The organism is Zhengella mangrovi (genome assembly GCF_002727065.1).
GTDB classification, from domain to species: domain Bacteria; phylum Pseudomonadota; class Alphaproteobacteria; order Rhizobiales; family Rhizobiaceae; genus Zhengella; species Zhengella mangrovi.
Genome location: NZ_PDVP01000075.1, coordinates 1 through 518, shown reverse-complemented (window position 1 = coordinate 518; position 518 = coordinate 1). Strand labels below are relative to the sequence as shown.

General features: G+C 58.7%; 1 protein-coding gene. It reads right to left on the bottom strand.

The window, feature by feature from the left end; translation table 11 throughout:
• Positions 1 to 144: 144 nt before the first annotated feature.
• Entirely contained in the window at positions 145 to 438 is a 294-nt protein-coding gene (locus tag CSC94_RS24050) for a transposase (protein ID WP_245408482.1), read from the bottom strand.
• Between the last annotated feature and the right edge of the window lie 80 nt (positions 439 to 518).

Below are 518 nucleotides of genomic sequence, written 5' to 3'. Positions count from 1 at the left end.
GCTCATCGATCTGGCGCATCAGCATCAGGTTCAGCGCCGTCTCACCCTTGGGCTGGTAGTAGAATGACGACCGCGAGATCGACAGCAGCTTGCACTGCTTGCCGATCGACAGATCGGAATTGGCAGGCTCAACCATCTTCCGCCTCACTTGCCAGTCCACGGTTTGAGCTTTCGTGACAAAAAATCGTTGGCCACAGCCAGCTCCCCGATCTTGGCGTGCAGTTCTCTCAACTGCTCCTCGTCGATCTCGGGCGCTTTCCTGCCGCCGCGCTCGAACACGCCAGACGCACCTTCCAGCAATGCCCGCTTCCATGTGTGGATCATCGTCGGATGAACCCCGAACCGGCCCGCCAGTTCGGCCACCGTCTGCTCACCCTTCAGCGCCTCAAGCGCCACCTTCGCCTTGAATTCCGGCGAATGCTGCTTCCGTTTCGACATCTCTGATCTCCTTCTCGTCGAAGATCAGCAGACAGCAATTCATAGCCTACGTCAGCGTCCGAAATTCGGGGGGCAGCTCA